At 41.3% G+C, this 18182-nt stretch carries 18 protein-coding genes; 1 reads left to right on the top strand and 17 read right to left on the bottom strand.

All coding sequences use genetic code 11. The annotated features are described in order from the left end of the window. Positions 1–3 precede the first annotated feature (3 nt). The 13 genes from WMO43_RS07055 to rsmH are packed head-to-tail and all read right to left on the bottom strand — an operon-like array spanning position 4 to position 13444. Positions 4–1602 (bottom strand): NAD(P)/FAD-dependent oxidoreductase, encoded by a 1599-nt coding sequence (locus tag WMO43_RS07055; protein ID WP_353530707.1) that lies wholly within the window; start codon positions 1600–1602, stop codon positions 4–6. Continuing rightward, entirely contained in the window at positions 1599–2855 is a 1257-nt protein-coding gene (locus tag WMO43_RS07050) for a BaiN/RdsA family NAD(P)/FAD-dependent oxidoreductase (protein ID WP_353530706.1), read from the bottom strand. The genes WMO43_RS07055 and WMO43_RS07050 overlap by 4 nt, the downstream gene beginning before the upstream one ends. Further along, the gene (locus WMO43_RS07045) at positions 2848–3609 is read right to left on the bottom strand and encodes a DUF308 domain-containing protein (RefSeq protein ID WP_353530705.1); all 762 of its coding nucleotides are present in this window, start codon (positions 3607–3609) and stop codon (positions 2848–2850) included. The genes WMO43_RS07050 and WMO43_RS07045 overlap by 8 nt, the downstream gene beginning before the upstream one ends. Positions 3610–3656: 47 nt before the next feature. After that, on the bottom strand, positions 3657–4013 hold the full coding sequence (locus WMO43_RS07040; protein WP_353530704.1) for a hypothetical protein: 357 nt from the start codon (positions 4011–4013) through the stop codon (positions 3657–3659). 58 nt (positions 4014–4071) lie between these two features. Continuing rightward, positions 4072–5727 carry a putative polysaccharide biosynthesis protein gene (locus WMO43_RS07035; protein WP_353530703.1) on the bottom strand — a complete coding sequence of 552 codons (1656 nt, stop codon included), beginning with the start codon at positions 5725–5727 and terminating at the stop codon, positions 4072–4074. Between the two features lie 15 nt (positions 5728–5742). Further along, a complete protein-coding gene (locus WMO43_RS07030; RefSeq protein ID WP_353530702.1) occupies positions 5743–6831 on the bottom strand; it encodes a DUF3048 domain-containing protein in 1089 nt (362 codons plus the stop codon). Positions 6832–6848: 17 nt separating this feature from the next. Continuing rightward, complete coding sequence (ybeY, locus tag WMO43_RS07025; RefSeq protein WP_177962419.1) at positions 6849–7346, bottom strand: rRNA maturation RNase YbeY; 498 nt, start codon at positions 7344–7346, stop codon at positions 6849–6851. After that, a complete protein-coding gene (locus tag WMO43_RS07020) occupies positions 7324–8523 on the bottom strand; it encodes an HD domain-containing protein (protein WP_353530701.1) in 1200 nt (399 codons plus the stop codon). Before WMO43_RS07020 ends, ybeY begins: the two co-directional genes overlap by 23 nt. Continuing rightward, positions 8520–9521, bottom strand: coding sequence for a PhoH family protein (locus WMO43_RS07015; RefSeq protein ID WP_353530700.1), 1002 nt, complete (start codon positions 9519–9521; stop codon positions 8520–8522). Before WMO43_RS07015 ends, WMO43_RS07020 begins: the two co-directional genes overlap by 4 nt. After that, positions 9508–10758 (bottom strand): sporulation protein YqfD, encoded by a 1251-nt coding sequence (yqfD, locus tag WMO43_RS07010; RefSeq protein WP_353530699.1) that lies wholly within the window; start codon positions 10756–10758, stop codon positions 9508–9510. Before yqfD ends, WMO43_RS07015 begins: the two co-directional genes overlap by 14 nt. A 3-nt stretch (positions 10759–10761) precedes the next feature. Beyond that, the gene (locus tag WMO43_RS07005; RefSeq protein WP_177962693.1) at positions 10762–11043 is read right to left on the bottom strand and encodes a YabP/YqfC family sporulation protein; all 282 of its coding nucleotides are present in this window, start codon (positions 11041–11043) and stop codon (positions 10762–10764) included. A 28-nt stretch (positions 11044–11071) separates the two neighbouring features. Then, positions 11072–12379, bottom strand: coding sequence for a pyrimidine-nucleoside phosphorylase (locus WMO43_RS07000; RefSeq protein ID WP_353530698.1), 1308 nt, complete (start codon positions 12377–12379; stop codon positions 11072–11074). A 24-nt stretch (positions 12380–12403) separates the two neighbouring features. Further along, positions 12404–13444: a 16S rRNA (cytosine(1402)-N(4))-methyltransferase RsmH gene (gene rsmH, locus WMO43_RS06995; RefSeq protein WP_353530697.1), complete on the bottom strand. Its 1041-nt coding sequence runs from the start codon at positions 13442–13444 to the stop codon at positions 12404–12406. Positions 13445–13709: 265 nt separating this feature from the next. On the opposite strand from rsmH, the gene WMO43_RS06990 reads away from it, so the two are divergent. Continuing rightward, complete coding sequence (locus tag WMO43_RS06990) at positions 13710–14927, top strand: ATP-binding protein (RefSeq protein WP_353530696.1); 1218 nt, start codon at positions 13710–13712, stop codon at positions 14925–14927. Positions 14928–15032: 105 nt separating this feature from the next. Here the strand turns inward: WMO43_RS06990 and WMO43_RS06985 are convergent, their stop codons facing one another. The 4 genes from WMO43_RS06985 to WMO43_RS06970 form a co-directional block, all read right to left on the bottom strand. Next, positions 15033–15770: a CAP domain-containing protein gene (locus WMO43_RS06985; protein ID WP_353530695.1), complete on the bottom strand. Its 738-nt coding sequence runs from the start codon at positions 15768–15770 to the stop codon at positions 15033–15035. Positions 15771–15911: 141 nt separating this feature from the next. Continuing rightward, a complete protein-coding gene (locus tag WMO43_RS06980) occupies positions 15912–16718 on the bottom strand; it encodes a hemerythrin family protein (RefSeq protein ID WP_353530694.1) in 807 nt (268 codons plus the stop codon). Between the two features lie 40 nt (positions 16719–16758). Next, on the bottom strand, positions 16759–17442 hold the full coding sequence (locus WMO43_RS06975; RefSeq protein WP_353530693.1) for a DNA alkylation repair protein: 684 nt from the start codon (positions 17440–17442) through the stop codon (positions 16759–16761). Continuing rightward, complete coding sequence (locus tag WMO43_RS06970) at positions 17439–18164, bottom strand: hypothetical protein (protein WP_353530692.1); 726 nt, start codon at positions 18162–18164, stop codon at positions 17439–17441. The genes WMO43_RS06975 and WMO43_RS06970 overlap by 4 nt, the downstream gene beginning before the upstream one ends. Positions 18165–18182: the final 18 nt, after the last annotated feature.

Genomic DNA, 18182 nt, shown 5'->3' with positions numbered 1-18182 from the left:
ATCTTATTTTACAGGTGCATACTGCTTTGCGATCATCTCAGCGATCTTGATCCCATCCATAGCTGCCGACATGATCCCGCCTGCATATCCCGCGCCCTCTCCGCAGGGATATAACCCTTTGATCTCGCTCTCGAACTCCTCGTTTCTCCAGATCCTGACCGGAGAAGAGGTACGGCTCTCAATTCCCGATAAGATCGCATCATAACGGTTATAGTCCTCGATATACCTTGGGAACTGTTCCATGCCGCGGATAAAAGTCTCTGTCAGCTCCTGTGGCAGCAATTCATGCAGTGGTGCAAATGCTGTCTTTCCTCTGGTACAGCTTGCAAATCCCCCATACTCAGAACTGATGCGTTTCTTTACAAAATCGCCATAGAGCTGCTGCGGTATCTTTCCGTTTCCCATTGCAAATGCTTTCTTTTCAAGCTCCCTTTGAAATACCACACCTGCTAATGCATCTTTTCCCGGAAAATCCTCCGGTGTTACCGATACGATCATTGCCGTATTGGCATTTTTTCCGGCACGGTCATGGTAACTCATCCCATTGACTGCCAGTCTGCCTTCTTCCGAAGATGCATTTACCACATAACCACCCGGGCACATGCAAAAGGAATAGACCCCTCTGTGGTTCTCAAAATTAGCGGTCAATTTATAAGAAGCCGGGCTTAGATAACGCATATCTGCCCCCTTATATTGCATATGATTGATCATATCCTGTGGATGTTCTACACGAAAACCAACGGCAAATGCCTTTGCTTCCATTGGAATCTGCCGTTTTTGCAGTGTTTCAAACGTATCTCTTGCACTGTGTCCGATCGCTAAAACTACCGCATCGATGTTCATCCATTCGTCATGATTTAACCGAATTGCCTGCAATCTCTGATCTTCCACTAAAAAATCCGTAACCTGTGTCGAAAAACGGATCTCTGCCCCGTGCTCTAATAAATAGGCACGCATATTTGCGATCACCTGACTTAAAACATCCGTTCCGATATGCGGTTTTGCATCATATAAAATTGCTGCATCTGCCCCAAATTCCACAAAAGTCTCTAAGACATGACGGCTTCGTCCAAAACGGTCTTTGACCAATGTATTCAGCTTTCCATCGGAAAAAGTACCGGCCCCGCCTTCTCCAAACTGCACATTCGACTCTGTGTCTAACACACCACTCTCCCAGAAACGCTTCACATCTTCGGTACGCTCCTCCACACATTTTCCACGTTCTAATAAAATCGGAGCATAACCGGCTTTCGTCAGTTCATAGGCACAAAAAAGTCCTGCCGGACCGGCACCAATGATCACCGGGCGATATTTTGTTTCTTTTTGTGAAACTTCTGCCTTTGGAAATTGATATTTCTTTCGATTAGTCAACATAATATTTTTATCGTTAACTTTCTTCAGAATTCCGATTTCATTTTCGACCGTAAGGTCTATGGTATAAACATAGCAGACCTCACTTTTCTTTCTGGCATCCACCGATCGTCTGACAATTTCTAAATTTAATATCTGTTCCGGTTTGATCTTGCAGCGTTTTGCTGCTTTTTTTATGATATCTTCCCTCTTATGAGATAAGGGCATTTTTAACTGCTGTATCCGAATCATTTCTGTCCCTTTCCTGACTCTGACTGCCTTGCTTTTTTCGCCGCGGACGTTCCTGCAACATAGCCGCTTGTCCATGCCCATTGCAGATTATAGCCGCCGCACATTCCATCAATATCGATCACTTCTCCCGCAAAAAAGAGTCCCGGACATAATTTGGACTCCATTGTGTTAGCACAGATCTCCTGCGTTGACACCCCTCCGGCAGTTGCCTGTGACTGTTCAAATTTGCGTGTGCTCATAATTTCACAAGTGAACTGTTTTAAATACTTAGCAAGTACTTTAACCTCCTGTTTTGTACAGTCGCCTGCCTGCTTCTTAGAAGAAAGACCGATCTCTTTTAGTGCGGTATCGATCAGCTTGTCTGCTAACAGTCCCTCTAATGCCTCACGGATCGTCCGATCTCTCATCCTGTTCATTCGCCCGGTCAGATACTCTTCTAATTCGTTTAAAGAATCATATTCCGGAAAAAAATCCACCTCTGCACACACTTTTTTCCCGTTTACAAGCGCCTTTGCGGCAAACCGGCTGACCTGAAACACCGGAATCCCTGATATCCCTTCTGCGGTCATCTGAACTTCTCCAAAGTCCGATGCAATTTGTGCATTTTCCACAAAGAGCTTCACTTCCGCTTCTGCACGGATTCCTGCAAGGTTCTTAGGAAATGGCGGTTTTGCCTGCAAACCCGTGAGTGCAGGCACTAAATCTATGACATGATGAGAAAGTGGTTCTAAATATAGGAATCCGCTTCCGTCACTTCCCGTATGCTTTGCCGCTTTTCCTCCGGTCGCTAAAATGCAGGTTTTTGCATGAAAATTGCCATTTTTTGTGCAAATTTCACAACTTCCTTTTTTCGGTAATATCTGTCGGATTCCGCATCCTAATTCGATTTTTACCCTCTGTCTGCGAAGTTCTAACAAAAGTGCTTCCCGCACGGAAGCCGCCTGCATGCTTCTTGGATAGACATAGCCGTTCTTTTCCTTTGGTTCGATCCCGATACTCTGAAAAAAACGGATCGTCTGCTCACATCCAAACTGTTCGAGTGCCGGCAATACAAAGGCAGGGTCATCGCCTCTGTAGTATTCGATGCCCTGCATTTTATTTGTATAATTACATCTTCCATTTCCTGTAGAAAGGATTTTCTTTCCGCAGAGTTCCATATGTTCTAAGATCAGAACGGATGCTTTTTCTCTCGCCGCCGCAATTGCCGCCATCATACCCGCAGCACCTCCGCCGATCACAATTACATCATACATGGATATCTCCTTGTTCGCTGTCATCTTCCTGCTCTTTTTCTTCTAATTCCCATTCATCTCCTGTACTGCCCGCATTGTCCGTTGTCTGCTGTAAATCTTCCGGTTCTGTACTCTCATCCATAGACGGTGCATCTGAAAATTCCAGTTCCTGTTTTTCGGCAAACTCCTTTGTCTCTTTTCTGACACGGCTCTTTTTCTCTTTCTGGCGGATTCTGAATGCCAGATAATGATAACTGAACAGACTGATGATTCCGTCAAATAACAGACTGAAATATGTAAGTGCAATCTCATAGTTCCGGTCAGAAAACGGATTCATGATAATGAGAACCGCACATACTACGATCACTAAGGATACAACACAGATGACTCCCCAGGTCCGATCCTTTAATGCTTTTAAATCCATGGCATTTTGCAATTTTATAATGGCAGTTAACAGGATGCAGACTCCGATATAGAGCTGAAAGCTCTTTGCCATCTCCTGATTTTTGACCAGTGTGCAGACTCCGATAATGACTAAAAAGACTCCAATGGAAAATCCATACTGGTTCAGATTCTTATAGGATTCTTCTAAAAAATATTTTACGATCAGAATGATACCTATTATGACCAGCACAACACTGATCCCATAACATACATATTCCATCTGCAGATCCGGTAGCACGATCAGCAGTATACCAAGCAACAGATATACAAGTGAAACACCTGTAAACAGCCTATTCAAAAAAGATGATTCTTTTTTCTCTTTTGTCTTCAAATTTATCACACTCCCTTTAGGGAGAATTATATCATATTCTGTCCTGTTTAACTAGAATAATTTTCTAAAAAGTCATACAGTTCTTCTGCATCCTGTATCAGGTAGCCCTGATCGATCTTTTTCTGCAATTCGGTGTGTAATTCCGCATACGGAATATCGGTCTGGAAATACACGGTCTTTAAGTCTTTCTGATACACCGTCAGATATCCATTGTCATTGACTACGACATATTCATAGGGAGTCTCACTGCCAGAGGTCTCCTTCATCTCTTCCTGTTTTGGTTTGCTTTTTTCTTCATTTTTTTCCGGAGCCGTCTCTAAAGAAGCATTCCACAGACAGCCTGCTCCGGTAAGGATCGCTGCTCCTAAAATAAAAGAAGCGCGAATACGGTTTGTTTTCGTCATAATATCACCCCAAACAGTATTCACGCTATTTTTTGTTTTTATACCAGGATAATTCTGTTTATCGCAGTAAATGCAATTTTTTAAAAATACGCACTAACGTTGCTCCCTTCGGGAAGTTTATAAGTTCCTCTTCAGAAAACCCTTTGAACAGGAACAGACATACGATATAGACAACTCCTCCTAATGCGATGCATACTACTGTGGAGATCGCATTCGAATGAATCAGCTTATGCAGTGCATCATAGGCAAAAAATACTGCGACACCCATGATCGCCGAGGAAATTGCCGGTACGATAAATGTCTTTCCAACCTCCTGACGGTATCTTGTGTACCTTTTGAGCGAGCGTCTGTTCAAAGTACACATAAAGAGTGCAAAAAACGCATTGGCGATGACCACGGAATAGATACCAAGGTTCAGTCCATACATGCAGACAAGCAGAACAATAATATGCAGTACTAACGCAATCAACGCATTTTTTACCGGTGCCTGCATCCGGTTTACTCCCTGCAATAATGCATTCGTTAACGTCGACAGAGAATAGAACACGATAGATACGGCTCCGATCCGAAGCATCAGTTCGATTTCTTTGCCTCCGTCCCCGAATAACAGCTGCATGATCGGAGATGCCAATACGCCGATTCCTACCGCGCACGGAAATGCGATGACCATAATAAAACGAATGGACGAATTGATACGGCTTCTTACCAGTTTGGCATCCTTTTTTGCATAGGCGGCTGCCAGACTCGGAACGCAGGAAGCAGCCATTGCAGAAGCGATGGAGATTGGTACATTGATCAGAACTTTATATTTTCCCGAAAAGATTCCCCAAAGCTCATCCATCTGACGGTTCGTACTTCCCTGTAACAGTGCAACATTCTTATAGATTCCCTGATCGATCACAGAGCTGATATTGTAAATCGTTGTACTTAAGAGCACCGGTACGATCGTCATGATCAGGATACGCATAATGGAACCATAGCTTTCGTTCTTTTTCGTTCTGCTGTTGTTCATCCTGTTTTTAAAAACAGGAACATACGTTGCAAATACAAAAATCGAAAACAGCAATGCAAATACGGCACCTAAGGCTGTACCTAATGTACCGCCCGCTGCACCATAGGCTGCTGCATAATCTTCACCGTTTCCAAGTACGGCACCGACCTTGTTTCCGTAATCTGCTAACAGATATGCAGCCCACACGCTGACAATTGCGTTGATGATCTGCTCTATGATCTGTGAAACTGCACTTGGCATCATCGTTCCAAGTCCCTGAAAGAATCCACGCATAACGCCTAATACCGCCATAACCACCAGCGTTGGTGCTAAGACTTTCAGTGCAAAGATACTAAGCGGTGTCTTCATCAGACGCGTGATCATCTCTGCGCCAAAGAACACGATCAGCATTGCCACAATTCCCGAGCAGACAGCAAATAAGAATGCCCCTTTAAATACTTTAAAGGCATTCTTAAAATCGCCCTTTGCCACTCTTGCTGATACCAGCTTTGAGACTGCCATCGGCAGACTGTAAGAGGATATCAAAAGCAGCATGCTATAAATCTCATATGCACAACTGTAATAACTGTTTCCGTTGTTTCCAATAATCGCCGTCAAAGGGACCCTGTAAAGGAGCCCTATGATACGGCTGATAATGGAAGCAATTGCTAAAATCGAACCCTGTACTAAAAAGCCGGACTCTGATTTTTTCTTATTGCCCATAAAAAAACCTCAAAATTATTTTGCAGCTTTAAAGTCGTCTTCACTGCTGTAGAACTTAATCTTGTCTGCATAAGAATCCTGTAGTACGCAGACCCATGTCTTACCCTGATTCATGGTAATCTCATTGCCGTCAGCATCGTAATAACGTGCCGGAGCATTTGTTGAATCTTTTTTCCATGTTACCGGGATTGCTTTTCCATTTGTGATATAGTAACCGGAACCACCGCCGTTCACGTCGATGTTTAAAGTATACTTATCACTCTCATACTGCCAGCTGCAGCACTGAAGGATCACATTTTTAAAGGTAAGCTGTTTGCCTACTGCAGCATCCTTCTGCTCTGCACCATACTCATAACGTTTGTAAACGCCTTCTTTTTTATCATATACAAACCAAGGTTTATCTACGCTGTAACCAGGCTGTACTACAACAGCATCTTCTCCGTTTGTCAGCTCCACTTCTTTGCCATCCTCTGCAAAGGTATAGTGTCCTGTGTAATCAGCAGATAACTTTGTTTCGTAATTTTTCTTTTTGATTCCTGCATTGATTCCTTTTTCACTGGTAAATGCATTGTGTGGCGGCTTCTTATCATCTGTACGATAGAATACTGTACTTCCTTCGGATTTGATACCGTTTAAGTTATCGATCTTTCCGCCATCTAAGTATGGAAGTGCAAAATCAGACTGTCCAAAATGAACATAAATTGCTTCAAACTCATTTGCGATCTTCGGGAAATAGAGACGGCAGCTTCTTACGGAACCGATTCTCTCTAATCCTGAATAATCCTGATAAATCGCCATCATTCTGGTGATCCCGCCTTCTACCGGACATTCATAGATCACGTCTGCTGCTTTTGTACCATACTGTGGAAGTGCATCCTTAATGTTACTGATCATCACGGCAACCGGACGTTTTCCTGCTAACTCTGCATCGATCCACTCACCTGTCAACGGGCTCTTTGCATCGTTGTCATGATTGTCATCTTTTTTTGTTGTAGTCTCTTTTTTTGCGGATGTGTCTTTTTTCGGAGCAGTGTCCTTTCCACATCCTGCTAACAGTGCACAAGCACTCACTGCTAACAAAAACGTCATCATGCGTTTTTTCATTGTAGTTCCTCCCTTATTTATCTGGAAATTCCAAGAACCTCCAGAATTTTTTCCTGTTTATTTTCCATAATTGCCGCTTCTTCCGGTTCCATATGATCGTAACCGAATAGATGCAGCATACTATGCGTAATTAAAAAAGCAAATTCCCTTTTCGGACTGTGTCCGTATTCTTTGGCCTGTTCTAACACCTTTGGAACAGAGATAATGATATCTCCTAAAAGAATCTCCCCGGTGTCAGGATTGCAGTTCCATTCCTGTTCCTCTCCGATAGCTGAAAAATCCCCGGCTTCCTGATAATCTAACATCGGAAAAGACAACACATCAGTTGCCCGGTCAATTCCCCGGTGTTCTAAATTCAGCTCATGTATAATATCGTTATCCACTAAAAGCAGGTTGACCTCTGCCTCATAGGGAAACTCTTCCGAATCCATTGCCTGTGCAATGACTTCTCTTGCTGTCTGTTCATATTCAAAATCAAATGGGACTTCTGTCTCACTCTCGATTGTTACTGTCAAAAAGATGATCTCCTTTCACCAAAAAATCCCGTATCGTAAGAAACTGATTCATACTGAGTCCCGACTCATCATAAATTCCTGTTGCCGAGTTCTCGTTTAAGGTCTGATAGATGACCATGTCCTGATTCCAGGTAGTAGAAAAAGTCTCTTTATCTAACAGATCTAACTTTGTCACCACTTTATCTACCATATGTACGATTGCCGATTCCTTCGTGGAAATCGCCATCAGTTCTCCATTGTATTCTCTTAAGATCTGTATCAGTTCTTCCGGAAAACAGGCATTCTGTGCAAGCAACACCCCATTCTCCGTATAAGGCTCTCCCTCCATACGTCCGATACGATAATAAAATCCCGCTGCCCGACAGAGATTCTCTTTTAATCCCAACTTCCCTGCACATTCACCGGAAATCTCCGAAACCCGCAAAGCATGGGAATAATCCATCTCTGAAAAACGCCGGATAGACCTTACTAACGGATAGTTATCTTTGAGCAGTTCTAAATAGTGTTCTTCCCCGGTTCTTTGCACATCAGGTTCTAAAGATCTTGTCAGAATCTCTAAAAACAACAGATTCACACCACCGATGACTGCAGCAAGCACAAACACTCTGCCTTTGATTATGAAGTCCTGTGCATAGTAACAGGATGTTACTATGACTATTGTACCAAAAAATGATATAAATTGCACCCATAAATGCAAATGTTTCTCTTTTCCCGCCAACGCTAACATCGTCCCCAATAAGAGCAGCAAAACGGATGCCATCAGCACATGGATGTCCCAGTTTTGCGTATACGCTGCAAGGAGATTTAGAAAAATTCCTGTACTGAGTGCCATTTCCCGGTTTGCCACTACAGCCATTGCAGCCGCAAAGCAAAAGGAAAAACTGCTGTAATCCGGCAGATAAGAGCTTATATAGAATGCCACAAGTCCCAATCCATAGACAACAGCTATACTTTTAAAATCATTACATTCCTCTGTCGGAAGTTGTTTTAACAGTCTTTCTTCTTCTAAAAAATAGATAAATACCGCTAAAAATATCAAATCTAAAAAGAACAGTACCACCACTTCATCTAACGGCATGGTATTTCGTATACCCATTAAGAACGTAAACAGGAGTGTCAGAACCGTCAGGATAACTACCGGCACTACTCTTCTTTTTACCAGACGTTCTTCTTTCATGTGCGTGTCCTTTTCCTTTTATTCTTACTGTCCTTTGACTCTCTTTTTTCATAAGCATCATATGCCTGTACGATTTTTTGTACCAGCGGATGACGCACTACGTCACTATTCGTCAGTTCACAGATGGAAATGCCTTCTACTTTTTTTAATACCTTCAGTGCTACATCCAGTCCTGATGTAGTACCCTTTGGCAGATCCTTTTGCGTTGCATCTCCGGTTACGACTACTTTTGAACCGAATCCGATACGCGTTAAAAACATCTTCATCTGTGCCGGAGTCGTATTCTGCGCCTCGTCTAATATGATAAATGCGTTATCGAGTGTCCGTCCTCTCATATAGGCAAGCGGAGCGACCTCGATCAATCCCTTCTCCATATTCTTTTGGAAATTCTCTGCTCCCATGATCTGATGGAGTGCATCATACAACGGTCTTAAGTACGGATCCACCTTGCTTTGCAGATCTCCCGGCAAAAATCCTAACTTTTCTCCGGCTTCGATTGCCGGTCTTGTCAGTATGATACGTCCCACTTCTTCGTTTTTAAATGCGGTAATCGCCATTGCCATTGCAAGATAGGTCTTTCCGGTTCCCGCCGGTCCGATCCCAAAGACAACCATCTGTTTACGGATCGCATCCACATAGGCTTTTTGTCCTAATGTCTTTGGCTTGATCGGTTTTCCTGCTGTTGTATGACAGATCAGGTCATCATCCATTTCTGACATCACACCTACATTTTCCTGCTTTGCCGCTAAATCTAAGGCATAATCCACCTGCTGTTCGGTGATCTCATTGCCACGTTTACTCAGGTTCACTAACTCCATAAATACCCGTGATGCACTCTTGACGTTTGCTGCTTCTCCAAGGATCTTCATTCCTCCCTCTCGGACAGCGATCGTTACATGCAGGGCACGCTCAATTTTCTTTATATTTTTATCACATCCGCCAAACACATTTGCCATATGTTCTGTCGGGATGTCAAAGATTTCCTCATTCAGATTCATTTTCTACAGTTCCTTCTTCTTTTGGCACTTCTAACTGTTTTGTTACCCGATAGGATTCTAACTTTTCCTTCGTCAAAACGGTGCCCTGAAATATATAACTATTTTTCTCCTTATCCATCATAACATTTTTTTCAATAATTTGAAGTCCTTTTTCTTCTAATTTTGAAAGAAAAAGTTCTAAATTGTCTGCCGCCATTTTCTTTGCTTCTTTTTTATCTATCTTATGGTTCTTCATCTGGTATTCCCGGTAAATATCGGTCTGGATATAAAATGGCAGATAAAAATTCTCCATCACACAGAGTTGCTCTTTTTCACTCTCTTTGTCATAAAACCGATAGGAAATCCCGTTTTGATAAAGACCTATGTATTTATTGCGGTACCAGAAAGAATAGCGTTTTTTCTCTTTTCCGGTATATGCCTTTTTTTGTACCAGCGTTGGAACTTCATAACGATAGGGATAGGACGTTTGTGCAACAATGTCTGCATCTGCCTTACAATACTGATAGCCGGCAATCTCTTTTGCATCATTATAGATGTCGATCCTTCCTAAGACCAGTGCTTTTCCTTTTTTTACCTTATCACCGGCTTTAACTTTCGGTGTACCGTTTCTTGTGACAATACTTAGGATCACGGCATCTTTGTCTGCTACTAAATCCTGCGCTTCTTCCGTTTCGGTCTCCTGCTTTTCCTGTGGTTCCTGTGTGATCAGATTTTCTTTTACATCCACCGTCAGCTTTGTTCCTTCTAAACGCACCGATGTCCAGATGACATTGGAAAAATGCTGCCTGATCTTTGCCTCTAATTTTTCACAATCTACCTTTCCTTTTGCCGTACCGACACGGATTTTCTCCGATTCTAAATAGCGGTATACCGTATCATCTGATAAGGTAGAGTTGCCACAGATCTCAATATTCCAGACATAACATGAAAAAGCATAGACAATGCCGACACAGAGCAGAAGTCCTAATAAAAACATCTTTCTTTTCCGATAGCGGTACAAAAAAAATGGCAATCCGCATCTCTTTGTAATCCGTATCTTTGTCCTTGTTTTCTTTACCATCGGACGGATCTTCCGGAAATCTTCTAAACTCATACAAAAGGTATAAGTATCTTCTTTATGATCCATGTTCCAGAGATTGATATCATGGTTTGTGCACAGATTTAAAAAACGCTCGGTTGCATAACCGGTCAGTTCCACACAGACATAACCGGATAGATATCGTAATAACGCAGTCATTCTCTAAGCCTCATATTCTATTGATTTTACAAATCCGACAACTTTCATATCTTCATTTGTATAATATTCAATGCTCAGCTTTTTTCCATAGACGGTCAGTTTTGCGTTTTTCGTCTGGATTTTGATATATTCCCCGGTATATTCTAAGATACCTTTATAATTTTCTATCAGAACTTCTCTCCTGCCGGTAATCGTCACGATGGAATCTCCATACATCAGATCCTTTGGGAGTTCTAATGTTTCTACCATATTCTGTTTGACGGACTTTAACTTGTTATGTTTCATAGTCTACTATATGGAAAAAACAAGTTGTTTATTCGCGGATAATACACTTCACCATCGGAGCTTTTTTCGCCGGTTCTTTTGCGATCCGGTATGCATTTTTTACCAGACCGGATGCAAGCACCGCTTTTTCTTTGGAATTTGCATGGATCAGTGCTAAGGTCTCTCCTTTTTTTACTGTATCCGATATCTTTTTCGTTAAAATGATCCCGACACCGTGGTCGATCGTACTTTCTTTATTTTCCCTGCCACCACCTAAGGTCATGCAGGCAATCCCGATATCCTGTGCTAAGATCCGCTCAATACAGCCTTCCTCTTCTGCTAAGACCGGAATGACATAACGTGCCTTTGGCAGCATATCCGGATGCAGGATTTCTTCACGGTTTCCGCCCTGGTTTTCAATAAATTCTGCAAATTTTTTCAGGGCTTTTCTCTCCTGTATGGACTCTGTGATCAGATTTCTTGCAATCTCTTCATCCTCTGCCCGTTTTGCAAGCAATAACATCTGTGTGCCCAATGCATAAACGACTTCCATCAGATCTTCCGGCCCGTCACCGTGCAATGCATCGATCACTTCTTTGATCTCTAAGGCATTTCCCACCGCATTTCCAAGCGGCTCATCCATATCCGTAATAACGGCTACGGTCTGCTTTCCTGCCCGGTTGCCAATATCTACCATGGCTTTTGCAAGTGCGATCGCATCCTCTTCTTTTTGCATAAATGCACCATTTCCGGTTTTGACATCTAACACAATGGCATCTGCCCCGGATGCTAATTTTTTACTCATAATGCTGCTTGCGATCAAAGACATCTGATCTACGGTTGCCGTAACATCCCGAAGTGCATAAAGCTTCTTATCTGCCGGTGCAAGGTTTGCTGTCTGTCCGGCAATTGCGATTCCTATGGTATTGACGCTGTCAATGAATTTTTCCTCCGATATTTCCGTGGAAAATCCCGAAAACGATTCCAGTTTGTCGATCGTTCCTCCGGTATGTCCTAACCCTCTTCCGCTCATCTTTGCTACCGGAACGCCAAGGGATGCAACGATCGGTGTCAGCACTAACGATACTTTATCTCCAACGCCACCGGTGCTGTGCTTGTCGACCTTGATCCCATCAATACGGCTTAAGTCCAGTACATCTCCGCTGTCACGCATTGCCATGGTCAGATCAAAAGTTTCCCTTTTGTCCATACCCTGAAAACAGATTGCCATGGTCATTGCCGACATCTGATAATCCGGGATCCTGCCCTCGGTAAACTCTTTTATCATCCAGTTAATTTCTTCTGTATTTAATTCTTTTCCCTGCTTTTTTTTGAGAATCAGATCGTACATTCTCATTGGCATTTCCTCCTTATGTTTTCTCTATTTTCTGATTGCCCAGCGCATTTTTGTGGAATGTGCCCTGCTGTTTCGGTTACATTCTTCGGCACTTGGGCGGATCACATTCTTTGCGATATCTTCATAGATTCCTTCTTTATAAAAACGCTGGAATGATTTTTTTACCAGACGATCTTCTCCCGAATGAAATGTCAGAATTGCCACTCTGCCACCCGGTGCTAAAATATCCGGCAGGCTTTCTAAAAAGCTCTCTAACACTTCATATTCACTGTTCACATCAATCCGAAGTGCCTGAAAAGACCGCTGGGATGACTTTTTCACTGCTTCTTTCTGCTCGGCTTTTGGCAAAAAAGTCAGTGCTTTTTCTATCACTTCCCGCAAATCCGTCGTTGTCCTGATCGGCTTCTTTTTCTGCTGTATGGAAATTGCTTTTGCAATCTCCTCTGCATAAGGCTCGTCCGCATTTTCTATCAGCATACCTGCGATCTCATCTCTGCTCATCTCACGCAGACGCTCACTTGCCGGAACTCCTTTTTGCGGATCAAGGCGCAGATCCAGTGGTCCGTCAAATTTATAGGAAAATCCCCTCTCCGGGTTATCGATCTGCATTGAAGAGACTCCTAAATCTGCTAACACAAAATCAAACTTTCCTGACTCCGGGAGCAGTTCTTTTACATTTGCAAAATTCATCTGCTTAATGCTTAATATATCTTCTGCAAATCCACGCTCTGCTAACCGCCTTTTCGTCTTTTCGATTTCAATCGGATCAACATCTAAAGCATACAAATGTCCCCTGCCCTCTAAACATTTTAACATCTCTGTGGAATGTCCTCCATAGCCGAGCGTTGCATCCAATCCGGTCTGTCCCGGCCGGATCTGTAAAAAATCCAAAATTTCCTTTACACAAATGGAGATATGCATTCCCGCAGGAGTATTCCCTTTTTGTATGACATGCTCGATAGTGTCTTTATATTTTTCAGGATTTAACTCTTTGTATTTCTCCTGATATGTTCTTGGATGTGTACCTTTATAGCGGACGCGCCGCTTGTGTGTCTGCTGTTCCATGCTCTGTTATCCTCCGCTGATACAAACTTATGCTCTATTATATCCGCTTCTTTCGTATGTGTCAAAATCTATGTAGTTTGTGTATACAGGCATATTTGTGTTCTAAAAAATTCCGAAATGGGAATTTTTCTCGTTTTTTATTATATAAATTCCAAAATGGGAATTTTTTATGTTGTTTGGTTGTAAAAATTCCGAAATAGGAATTTTTCTTGACAATTTTCATAAAATCTATCAAAATGGGAATTATAAGAGAGAGGTGATCGAGATGGTAACGCGTATGAAATATCTTCAAAAATTACTGGATTGGAAAGATGAAAAAGTAATCAAGGTGATTACCGGCATCCGGCGTTGTGGTAAATCCACATTGCTCTTACAGTATCAGGAGCATTTAAAAGAACAGGGGATTGACGACTCCCAGATTATTTCTGTTAATTTTGAAGATTTACAATATGAAGAATTGTTAGATTATAAAACCTTATATGATTATATTCAAAAAAGACTTTGTAAAGACAAAATGACTTATATCTTTTTAGATGAGATCCAGAAAGTAGACAGCTTTGAAAAAGTCGTGGACAGTCTGCATATTAAAGAACACACGGATATTTATCTTACCGGTTCTAATGCCTATATGCTTTCCAGTGACCTTGCGACCCTACTGACCGGACGTTATGTGGAACTTTCCATGCTCCCGCTGTCCTTTAAAGAATATGCCCAGCTTACAAACGATACTTCTGAACATGCTTTTTCTGACTATATGCGCTATGGAGGACTTCCCTATGTAGCTGCAATGGATAAAACAGATGAAAAAGCAGATATGTATTTAGAAGGAATCTATAATACCGTCATTGTCAGAGATATTGAAGAACGTCAAAGCCGGCCAAAGGGCAATTCCTCCAAGCGGAAAATTAATGATATCTCGCTTTTAAAAACGATTGCTAAATATTTATCCAGCGTCGTCGGCAGCCCTGTGTCTGTCAAAAGTGTCACAGATTATTTAAGTTCCAACGGAAGAAAAATCTCCGCTAACACTGTTGATGACTATATGGATGCATTAGCAGAAGCCTTTATTTTCTATCCGGTAGAACGTTTTGACTTAGTCGGTAAGCAAATTCTGAAATCGAATAAAAAATGGTACATCGTTGACACCGGATTACGAAATTATATTTTACCACGCAGACACTATGACTTAGGTTTTACTCTTGAAAATATTGTATATTTAGAGTTGCTCCGACGCAGATACCGCGTCAATATTGGAAAATATGAAAATACAGAGATCGACTTTGTCGCCCAAAAGCAGGGAGAAATCACCTATTTTCAGGTCACTGCAGATATGACTTCCGAAGAGACTTTCCAGCGTGAAATGCGTCCTTTTACAAATATCCGGGACAATTATCCGAAAATCGTCCTGACTTTAGACCATTTTTCTTCCGGAAACTACGATGGTATCCAGGTCGTCAATGTGATGGACTGGTTATTAGACTGATTCTCATATACTATATTCTAGCAAAAAGGCTGTTACCTTACATTTTTTGTAAGATAACAGCCTTTTTACATTCTAAATCTCTAACTCTAAATTTTTCTAAGGAAATTAGTAGGTAAATAACTGTGTCCAGAAGTTACGTCCGGCAGCATTCTGATAATATCCCACACCGATTTTTGTAAAATTCTTATTCAGGATATTGGCTCTATGACCTTCGCTGTTCATCCATGCCTGTATAACCGCCTCCGGAGATTTCTGTCCCCATGCGATATTCTCTCCTGCACCTTTGAAGGTAACACCCTGCTCTGTAAGAGCGGTGCTGAATTTACTTCCATTCGGTCGGGTATGGGAAAAAGATGTTTCAATCTCTTTCGCCCGGACAAGTGCTGCGGATGCAATGTTCTGATCTAACGTAACAGCACTTAAACCTGCCTTTGTCCGCTCCTGATTTACCAGTTCTACGACCTGCTCAGCAAATGTCAGTTCTTTGTCTGCTTCCGGCTTATTCTCCGGTGTATTTGTATCTTCACTTGGTGGAGTTGTCTCCGGTTTACTTTCCGGTGTATTTGTATCTTCACTCGGTGGAGTTGTCTCCGGCTTATTCTCCGGCAAGTTACATCCCGGGAACGTGATCGTTGTGGTATTACCGTTTAACTGTCCGCAAAGCTCATCTAATCTGCTCTTGATATTCTCAAGATCACTGACTTTTCCTCCGGTAAAAACATAGTATCCTTTTCCGTTGCAATTTGCACTGTTTCCGGCATTTGTTGCTGCCTGTACCGGAAGTGCTGCTGCACCGGTTACTGTCATCGCTGCTATCATTGCACATACGGTTACTTTTTTCATTTGAAAAACCTCCTGCTTATTTATTACAAATTTATGTAACAGTTGTTACATTTTTGTTACAAGCAGAATCTTATCATATGTACTACGCAAAAGATATAGGCGATAACTGGCAGGCTTTCCAGTTTTTATCCTTCCATTTTTTTATTCTTCCATCGGAATCTTTTTATCCATTTTTAAAATATGATTTGCCAGCCAGCCTAACAGGAATTCGATCAATTCATGCAGATAACCTTCCTGGTCACCGTCTACTGCTTCTAAATTCACTTCATTCAGTCTGTCTACAAATGCCTGATGTGCAACCTTCTGTGCTTCTAAACCGGAATATCCGATTTTTTCCATATATTCTTCTTCATCTCCAAAATGTTTGATGGTATAGTCCTTTAATTCAGAAATGATCTTCTTTATGTCATCATATTTATCGTTAAAAAGCACATCATTGGTCAGCTCATTTGTCTCGCGGATGATCTCAAACAGTCTCTGGTGTTCACTGTCGATCAATTCTACACCGAGTTTATATTTTTCCGTAAAGGCAAACGGATCTTCTTCCTCGTCTAATGCCGGCATCTTTCCGATCATGGTATCACTGCCTAAAATGTGATGATACAGCCAGCGTGAAAGAAACTCCAACAACTCCGTTAAAACTTCTTTGCCATTCTCGTCATTTAGTGCCTCTAAATCCACTTCATTGACTTTTTCTTTAAACTGCTCATGCTCTTTTTTCTGTCTTGGCAGCTCCGGGTCTTTGATTTCATCCATATATGCCTCTTCATGGATAAAATGTGTAGCCGCATACTTTTTAAGTGCCAATACTAAATTTTTTACTCCAACAACCGTTGCAGACGGCTCTGCTAACAGGACAAATGCTTCATTCACCATCTGAAAAAGTTTTTTGTGTTCCTCGTCAATCTCCGGTATTCCAATCCGGCAATCCTCTGTAAACTGATACATTGTTGCTCTCCTCTCCATGTGTATTTGATATTATCATACATCAGTAAAATTTTTTCTTCAACCGCTCTTTTTCTTCTTTTGATACCCGCAGGGACTCACGAATTTTCTGCACCGCTTTTTTACGGATTTCGCCATCTAATGTCTCACACTCTAAAACAGGTTCCGTTTTTTGTGGAAACTTAATATAACAAACGGACAACGCCCAGGCATCTGCCATTTTTACATAATAGGCATCATGATGAATATCCGCTAACAGTTCTAACACTTCATCAATATAGGTATCATTGATAAAAAAATCCAACAGACAGACGATTGCAAAGCGCAGTTCATACTCTTTCTCACTCGATAAATACTTTTTTAAAAACGCAAGCCATTCGTCCTGATCTTTTTTCATAAATTTGTACGTTGCACAGCAACAGTCGCAGACTGCCCAATTATTAATATATGGTACAAAACACTCTAACTCCTGCTTTCGCTGTTTGATCGTGAGTTTTGCATACCCCGGGATCATTCCCCGTATCATCAATTCCTCGTAAACACTAACATCTGCCTCTGCAAAAAAGGTCTGATAATCTTCTTTTGCGGCTTTTTTTGCAATTTCTCGCATTTTCGGAACTCGCACACCTAAAAACGTGCCGATTCCGGGAACTAACGATGCATGAAAGGCTCTGTATTTTTCATCGATATTCTGTTGTAGTTCTGCCCGGATATCTTCTGTGGTCATTGTAATTTCTCCGTCTTTACATGTATTTTAACATTCGTTAAATCTTCTTTCAAAACTCGTACATAAGTTTCCTCTTCCCCATCCACTTTACACAACATCGTATTTTTATCAACAGCATATAATAATATTAATGTTCCATATTGTTCATGCTCAATGTAAACCATCGTCCTGTTTATAATTTTTTCTATATTAAGCAAAAAGTCAACACAAATTTCAAAAAAACACACCGAAAGAATTATACTAAATACAATTCTTCCTAAAAAATGTATATTCGGACGCGTAGCATATACACTATTTTCTATAATAACTTCACAAATAAACAAAACAACATAGTATAATGAAAAAGATATGATAAACCTCCACTTCTCTTCTAATTTTAAGAATTTTTTAGTCTTTCCATTATTTTGTGCAATTTTCAAATATATTCTAATTATTAATAATATTATCAGCACTATAAGCACAATATATATTACTGTCCTTGATGCTAATTTTTCATTCGGATTACAAAAGCCTATGGCAAAAAAAGCTATACTATACCATAAGATAACAAGTATCCTTCTTCCTAATGATATGGACCATTGCTTTTCTTTACTAAAAAAAACCTTATCAATGTTTTCGATTGTTACACATTTATATAAGAACTTTCCTAACGTTACTAATAATGTCACAAGAGAAACAAGTATTCCTATCTGGATCTGAACGTTTTCCCAAGATATCTGCATATTATCCACTTCCTTTTT

This window comes from Maccoyibacter intestinihominis, from assembly GCF_040096355.1.
GTDB classification, from domain to species: Bacteria; Bacillota; Clostridia; order Lachnospirales; family Lachnospiraceae; genus Maccoyibacter; species Maccoyibacter intestinihominis.
This window is presented reverse-complemented; position numbering and strand designations above follow the sequence as displayed.

Coding starts and splice junctions, on each gene's coding strand:
- WMO43_RS07035 (WP_353530703.1), bottom strand. CDS start 5,727: ATGGGCAATAAGAAAAAATCAGAGTCCGGCTTTTTAGTACAGGGTTCG.
- WMO43_RS06970 (WP_353530692.1), bottom strand. CDS start 18,164: ATGCAGATATCTTGGGAAAACGTTCAGATCCAGATAGGAATACTTGTT.
- WMO43_RS06980 (WP_353530694.1), bottom strand. CDS start 16,718: ATGTATCAGTTTACAGAGGATTGCCGGATTGGAATACCGGAGATTGAC.
- yqfD (WP_353530699.1), bottom strand. CDS start 10,758: ATGACTGCGTTATTACGATATCTATCCGGTTATGTCTGTGTGGAACTG.
- WMO43_RS07000 (WP_353530698.1), bottom strand. CDS start 12,379: ATGAGAATGTACGATCTGATTCTCAAAAAAAAGCAGGGAAAAGAATTA.
- WMO43_RS07055 (WP_353530707.1), bottom strand. CDS start 1,602: ATGATTCGGATACAGCAGTTAAAAATGCCCTTATCTCATAAGAGGGAA.
- WMO43_RS07005 (WP_177962693.1), bottom strand. CDS start 11,043: ATGAAACATAACAAGTTAAAGTCCGTCAAACAGAATATGGTAGAAACA.
- WMO43_RS07040 (WP_353530704.1), bottom strand. CDS start 4,013: ATGACGAAAACAAACCGTATTCGCGCTTCTTTTATTTTAGGAGCAGCG.
- WMO43_RS06985 (WP_353530695.1), bottom strand. CDS start 15,770: ATGAAAAAAGTAACCGTATGTGCAATGATAGCAGCGATGACAGTAACC.
- WMO43_RS06990 (WP_353530696.1), top strand. CDS start 13,710: ATGGTAACGCGTATGAAATATCTTCAAAAATTACTGGATTGGAAAGAT.
- WMO43_RS07030 (WP_353530702.1), bottom strand. CDS start 6,831: ATGAAAAAACGCATGATGACGTTTTTGTTAGCAGTGAGTGCTTGTGCA.
- WMO43_RS07050 (WP_353530706.1), bottom strand. CDS start 2,855: ATGTATGATGTAATTGTGATCGGCGGAGGTGCTGCGGGTATGATGGCG.
- WMO43_RS06975 (WP_353530693.1), bottom strand. CDS start 17,442: ATGACCACAGAAGATATCCGGGCAGAACTACAACAGAATATCGATGAA.
- WMO43_RS07015 (WP_353530700.1), bottom strand. CDS start 9,521: ATGAATCTGAATGAGGAAATCTTTGACATCCCGACAGAACATATGGCA.
- rsmH (WP_353530697.1), bottom strand. CDS start 13,444: ATGGAACAGCAGACACACAAGCGGCGCGTCCGCTATAAAGGTACACAT.
- WMO43_RS07020 (WP_353530701.1), bottom strand. CDS start 8,523: ATGAAAGAAGAACGTCTGGTAAAAAGAAGAGTAGTGCCGGTAGTTATC.